Origin of the sequence: Isoptericola halotolerans (genome assembly GCF_003003075.1) — a bacterium.
Taxonomy (GTDB): Bacteria; Actinomycetota; Actinomycetes; order Actinomycetales; family Cellulomonadaceae; genus Isoptericola; species Isoptericola halotolerans_A.
The window spans coordinates 225,093-231,227 of sequence record NZ_PVTX01000009.1 but is presented as its reverse complement, the minus strand read 5'-3'; the positions used below and the strand labels follow the sequence as shown (position 1 = coordinate 231,227).

The 6,135-nt window shown below is 71.8% G+C and carries 6 protein-coding genes; 4 read left to right on the top strand and 2 right to left on the bottom strand.

What is annotated here, in order from left to right; translation table 11 throughout:
* The coding region (locus BCL65_RS14050) for an ABC transporter ATP-binding protein (RefSeq protein ID WP_146137220.1) at window positions 1-639 on the top strand (639 nt) is incomplete at its 5' end.
* A gap of 4 nt (window positions 640-643) precedes the next feature.
* On the opposite strand, the gene cysC is transcribed toward BCL65_RS14050, so the two are convergent.
* The gene (gene cysC, locus BCL65_RS14045; RefSeq protein ID WP_106269045.1) at window positions 644-1,867 is read right to left on the bottom strand and encodes an adenylyl-sulfate kinase; all 1,224 of its coding nucleotides are present in this window, start codon (window positions 1,865-1,867) and stop codon (window positions 644-646) included.
* Window positions 1,864-2,832, bottom strand: a complete 969-nt coding sequence (locus BCL65_RS14040; RefSeq protein WP_165800028.1) for a sulfite exporter TauE/SafE family protein — start codon at window positions 2,830-2,832, stop codon at window positions 1,864-1,866. The genes cysC and BCL65_RS14040 overlap by 4 nt, the downstream gene beginning before the upstream one ends.
* Window positions 2,833-3,005: 173 nt before the next feature.
* Here BCL65_RS14040 and BCL65_RS14035 point away from each other — a divergent pair, with 173 nt between their 5' ends.
* Genes BCL65_RS14035 through cysN form a run of 3 tightly spaced genes read left to right on the top strand, consistent with a single transcriptional unit; the run spans window position 3,006 to window position 6,124 of the window.
* A complete protein-coding gene (locus BCL65_RS14035) occupies window positions 3,006-3,911 on the top strand; it encodes an inositol monophosphatase family protein (protein WP_106269043.1) in 906 nt (301 codons plus the stop codon).
* A complete protein-coding gene (gene cysD / locus BCL65_RS14030; RefSeq protein ID WP_106269041.1) occupies window positions 3,908-4,810 on the top strand; it encodes a sulfate adenylyltransferase subunit CysD in 903 nt (300 codons plus the stop codon). The genes BCL65_RS14035 and cysD overlap by 4 nt, the downstream gene beginning before the upstream one ends.
* Before the next feature lie 3 nt (window positions 4,811-4,813).
* Window positions 4,814-6,124 (top strand): sulfate adenylyltransferase subunit CysN, encoded by a 1,311-nt coding sequence (cysN, locus tag BCL65_RS14025; protein ID WP_106269039.1) that lies wholly within the window; start codon window positions 4,814-4,816, stop codon window positions 6,122-6,124.
* The last annotated feature ends 11 nt before the right edge of the window (window positions 6,125-6,135 follow it).

Genomic DNA, 6,135 nt, shown 5'->3' with positions numbered 1-6,135 from the left:
CACGGTGAGTCGATCGGGATCGTCGGGATCAACGGGTCGGGCAAGTCGACGCTGCTGCGCGCCATCACCGGGCTCATCCCGCCCCACTCCGGGGCCGTCTACGTCGACGGCGAGCCGGCGCTGCTGGGCGTGAACGCGGCGCTCATGCCGCAGATGACCGGTTCGAAGAACATCGAGATCGGGGGCCTCGCCCTGGGCATGACGCCCAAGGAGGTCGACGAGAAGTTCGACGAGGTCGTGGAGTTCGCCGACATCGGCAGCTTCGTGGACCTGCCGATGAAGACGTACTCCTCGGGCATGGCCGCCCGGCTGCGGTTCGCGATCAGCTCCGCGGCCATCCCCGACATCCTCATGGTCGACGAGGCCCTGGCCACCGGCGACGCCGCGTTCAAGTCCCGCTCCAAGGCGCGCATCGAGGAGGTCCGCCAGCAGGCCGGCACCGTGTTCCTCGTGAGCCACTCGATCTCCACGATCGAAGCCATGTGCACCCGCGTGCTGTGGATGCACCAGGGCCGGCTCGTCATGGACGGAGCGGTCGAGGAGGTCACCGCGGCCTACCGCCAGTTCGTCCGTGCGCACCGCCAGGCCCGGTCGGGCGGTCGGGCAGGCGGCAAGCGCCGCCAGCGCAACGGGGGCTGACGACTCAGAGGATCGCGCGCACCTGCGCCACGGCGTCCTCGACGGAGGTCACCGAGGTGTCGATCACCAGATCGGCGTCCTCGGGTTCCTCGTACGGCGAGGAGATGCCCGTGAACTCGGCGATCTCGCCGGCGCGCGCCTTGGCGTAGAGCCCCTTGCGGTCGCGGGCCTCGCACACCTCGAGCGGCGTCGAGACGTGCACCAGCACGAAGCGGCCGGCGGCCTCGGCCAGCTCGCGCACGCGCGCGCGGCCGCTCGCGAACGGGGCGATCGGCGCCGCCACGGCGGTCCCGCCGTGGTAGGACACCAGGGAGGCCACGTAGCCGATCCGTTCCACGTTGAGCTCGCGCGAGGCCTTGTCGAACCCGAGACCCTGCGAGAGGTGCTGGCGCACCTCGTCGCCGTCGAGCAGCGTGGTGTGCCGCCCCTCGTCGTCGAGCTCGGCGGCCAGGGCCCGCGCCACGGTCGACTTGCCCGAACCGGACAGTCCCGTGAAGAACACCACGGTGCCCGCGTGCCGGGCACTCCGCGCCGCGCGGGTCACCTCCTGCGCCACCGGCTCCGGGTACAGCTCGGCGACCTCGTCGGCCCACAGCGATCCGAGCCGTGCGAGGCGCTCCTGCGTGGCGGCGGGCCGGTGGTCGGCCAGCAGCACGGAGCGGTCGGCGCCGTAGCGTGCCGCGACGTCGTCCCAGACGAGCCCCGCGTCGGTCGCCCAGGGCACGACGACGGCGACCGGCGGCACCGTCCCGGCGTCCCGCAGGGCGTCACGCACGACGGTGGCCGTGCGCGCCAGGCCCGGGCCTCCGAGCGTGCCGGGCACCGGCGGGCGGCGCCGGGCGGGCGCCAGCACGAGGACGGCGGCGGCGCCGGCGGTCACGTCCGTCAGGGCGGCCAGCTCCTCGCGCGTGGGCGGCTCGGTGACGACGACCGCCAGCACGTCGGCGTCCGGGCCGACGGCGCGGCGCACCTCGTCCCGGACCTCCCGGGCCGTCCGGCGCAGCGCCGGGTCCCAGTGCGGGCCGGCAGCCCGGGCCAGCGGCTTGACGGCGCGCGCGCTCCCGTCGGGCTCCAGGACGGCGAGCGGGGTGTTCTCGGCGTCGGTCAGCGTGACGGGGCCGTGCGGGCGGGCCCCGAGGCGCATCGTCGGTGTGCCGCCGCCCAGGTGGAGCTCGAGCAGGTCGAGCTCGTCGGAGGTCAGGACGTGGGTGGTCTCGGGGAGGTTCATGAGCTCTCGGTGCTGTCCTTCGTGACGGTGGCCGGTTCAGTGGTGTCCGGTTCGGCGGTGGCCGGACGGGGCGGGTGCTTCTTGAGCTGCTCGCGCACCACCACCCAGGTGATGTTGCCGAGCACCAGGGCGGCGACCGCGGCCACGGCGACCACCGTGACCGACGCGCCGAGCAGCTTGAGGCCGGAGGCCAGCAGCAGGATCGCCAGCGCACGGCGGATCAGCCCGCCGGGGGCCCGGCTGGAGACCTGGGCGCCGAACCAGGCACCGGGGATCGCGCCGACCAGCAGGGAGGCCGTGAGGCCGAGCTCGAACTCACCGTAGAGCACGTGTCCGAGCGATGCGGCGGCCACCAGGGGAACCGCCTGCACCAGGTCCGTGCCGACCAGGTTCGAGGCCTTGAGCGCGGGGTAGAGCATCAGCAGCGCGACGATGATGATCGAGCCGGAGCCCACCGACGTCATCCCGACGAGCAGCCCGGCGACGGCGCCGAGGATCACCGTGGGCACCTTCCGCACCTCGACCGCGGCGTTCGAGGGGCGGACCGGCCCCTCCCCGAGCGCACGGCGGTGCTGGATCATGCCGAGCGTCGCACGGACCACGAGCATGGTGGCCGCCAGGAGCAGCGCGATGCCGAGCACGACCTGCAGCGCCTCGTCCAGGGAGTCCCCGAAGGGCAGCGCCCGGATGAGGAACACGCCGCAGAACGCGGCAGGCACCGAGCCGAGGCAGAGCCACAGCACGAGCTGGAGGTTCACCGTGCGGCGGCGCAGGTGCACGACGGCGCCGGCCGGCTTCATGAACAGGCTGGCGACGATGTCGCTGGAGACCGCGACGAGCGGGTCGATGCGGAAGACGAAGATGAGCATCGGCGTCATGAGGGCGCCGCCGCCCATGCCCGTCAGTCCGACGATGAAGCCGACGAGCAGGCCCCCGACGATCAGGCCGGGATCGATGTCGATCATGCCGTGCGCCGGCCCCCGTCCCGGTGGTCGGCGCCGGAGCGACAGCGGCGGAGAGGTCCGGTCGCCGGACGTCTCGGCCGTCGGGTGCTCACGGTGGCAGGCATGGTCGGAATGGTAGCCTCAGCGGCGTCCCAGGGCCGCGGTGTGCCACCTCCAGAGACACAAGGAGCTCGATGTCCACGACCACCCCGGTCTTCCCCGAACCGGTGCTCGACGACGCCGCTCTCGCGGCCGCGCTGGCCGAGGGCGCGGGTGCGGTGCTGCTGTCGCTGCGCGACGAGGTCGACGCCGCCGGCGGTGCGTTCGAGCCGCGGAAGCTCAAGGACGCGGGCGACGCCGCGGCGCAGGCCTGGCTGGCCGCCGCACTGGCCCACGCCCGGCCCGACGACGCCGTCCTCTCGGAGGAGGCCAAGGACGACGCGGTGCGGACCGGTGCCGACCGGGTCTGGATCATCGACCCGCTGGACGGCACCCGGGAGTTCGCCGAACGGTCGGCCGACGCCTCCGGCGCGGCAGCGTGGCGCGACGACTTCGCCGTCCACGTCGCCCTGTGGGTCCGCGGGGCCGACGACGGCACGGCGGGTCCGGGCGGACTGGCCGCCGGCGCTGTGGCGCTGCCCGCCCGTGGCGTCGTGCACACGACCGGTGCGCCGTCGTCGGACCATGATCTCGACGCTCGCGACGCGAGTGCACGTGCCGTGCTGGCGGGGGAGCGTCCGCTGCGCATCGCGGCGAGCCGCAGCCGTCCGCCGGCGTTCGTGGCCGAGCTCGCCGGGCGCGACGACGTCGAGCTGGTCCCGATGGGATCGGCCGGCGTGAAGGTGGTCTCCGTCGTGGACGGTACTGTCGACGCCTACGTGCACGGCGGCGGCCAGTACGAGTGGGACTCCGCGGCTCCGGTCGCGGTCGCCCTCGCCGCCGGGTACGACTGCACGAGGCTCGACGGCACCCCGCTCGAGTACAACCGCCAGGATCCCTGGCTCCCCGATCTGTTCGTCTGCCACCCGAGCCTCGCCGCGCACCTGCGCGCGGCGCTCCAGGGCGTCGGTGTGGCGATCAAGGAAGGTGCCCAGTCGTGACGTCTCACGTCCTGAGCCAGCTCCGCAGCCTCGAGGCGGAGAGCATCCACATCATCCGCGAGGTGGTCGCCGAGATGGAGCGGCCCGTGCTGCTGTTCTCGGGCGGCAAGGACTCCATCGTCATGCTCCACCTGGCGGCCAAGGCCTTCGCCCCCGCGCGGATCCCGTTCCCCATCATGCACGTGGACACGGGGCTCAACTTCCAGACCGTGCTGGACTGCCGTGACCGGTGGGTCGAGCGGCTGGGCATCCAGCTGGTCGTCGCCTCCGTGCAGGACGCGATCGACCGCGGCCTGGTCAAGGAGGAGCCCAACGGCTCGCGCAACCGCATCCAGACGCCGGTGCTGCTCGAGGCGGTGGAGAAGCACGGCTTCGACGCCGCGTTCGGTGGCGGCCGCCGCGACGAGGAGAAGGCGCGCGCCAAGGAGCGGGTCTTCTCGTTCCGCGACGACTTCGGCCAGTGGGACCCCAAGAACCAGCGCCCCGAGATCTGGAGCCTGTACAACGGCCGCGTCCACCAGGGCGAGTCGATCCGCGTGTTCCCGCTGTCCAACTGGACCGAGCTGGACATCTGGTCCTACATCGCGGCCGAGGACATCGACATCCCGGACCTGTACCTGGCCCAGGAGCGCGAGGTCGTGAACCGTGACGGCATGCTGTTCGCCGTCAACGAGTTCACGCCGCTCAAGGACGGCGAGACGTCCGAGCGTCGCTCGGTGCGCTACCGCACCGTGGGCGACGCCAACCTGACGGCCGCCGTCGAGTCCGAGGCCTCCACCCTGACCGCCATCGTCGAGGAGACCGCCGCGGTGCGCATCACCGAGCGCGGCGCCACGCGCGGCGACGACAAGGTGAGCGAGGCCGCCATGGAGGACCGCAAGCGAGAGGGCTACTTCTAAGCCATGAGCACCACGACCGAGAACCTGGCCGAGGCACTGACCGACGGCTCGACCGACCTCCTGCGCTTCGCGACGGCGGGGTCCGTCGACGACGGCAAGTCGACCCTCATCGGCCGTCTGCTGTTCGACTCGAAGACGATCTTCGAGGACCAGCTGGACTCCGTGGAGAGCGTCTCCAAGGACCGCGGCAACGACTACACCGATCTCTCGCTGCTCACCGACGGCCTGCGGGCCGAGCGGGAGCAGGGCATCACGATCGACGTCGCGTACCGCTACTTCGCGACGCCGAAGCGCAAGTTCATCATCGCGGACACCCCGGGCCACACCCAGTACACCCGGAACATGGTCACGGGCGCCTCGACGGCGGACGTGGCGCTGATCCTCGTGGACGCACGCAAGGGCGTCATCGAGCAGTCGCGCCGGCACACGTTCCTGGCGACGCTGCTCGGCGTGCCGCACATCGTGGTGTGCGTCAACAAGATGGACCTCGTGGACTACTCCGAGGAGGTCTTCGAGAGCATCCGCCGGGACTTCACGGAGTTCGCCTCGCGGCTGCGCGTCCCGGACCTGACGTTCATCCCGATCTCCGCGCTGGAGGGCGACAACGTCGTCAACCGTTCCGAGAACACGCCGTGGTACGAGGGTTCGCCGCTCCTGAGCCACCTCGAGCGCCTGCACGTGGCCTCGGACCGGAACCTCGTGGACGTCCGGTTCCCGGTGCAGTACGTGATCCGGCCGCAGTCGCACGAGGCGCGGGACTACCGCGGCTACGCCGGGACCGTCGCCTCCGGCGTGATGAAGCCGGGGGACCGGGTCGTCGCGCTGCCGGCCGGCCTGGAGACGACCATCGAGTCGATCGACACCGCCGACGGTCCGGTCGAGGAGGCCTACCCGCCCATGGCGGTGACGGTGCGTCTCGCCGACGAGATCGACATCTCGCGCGGGGACATGATCGCGCGTCCGAACAACACGCCGGCCGCGCTGCAGAACATCGACGCGCAGATCTGCTGGATGGACGAGTCGGCACCGCTGACGGTCGGCAAGAAGTACGCGATCAAGCACACGACCCGCTGGGCGCGCGCCATGGTCAAGGACATCAACTACCGCGTCGACGTCAACACCCTGCACCGCGACGAGGGGGTGTCCGAGATCAAGCTCAACGAGATCGGCCGCATCCAGCTCCGCGTGACGCAGCCGCTGTTCGTCGACCCCTACCAGCAGAACCCCGAGACCGGTTCGTTCATCCTGGTCGACGAGTCCACCAACAAGACGGTCGCCGCCGGCATGGTGGGCGGACTGCCGCACAGCTCCTGACAGGACGCGAC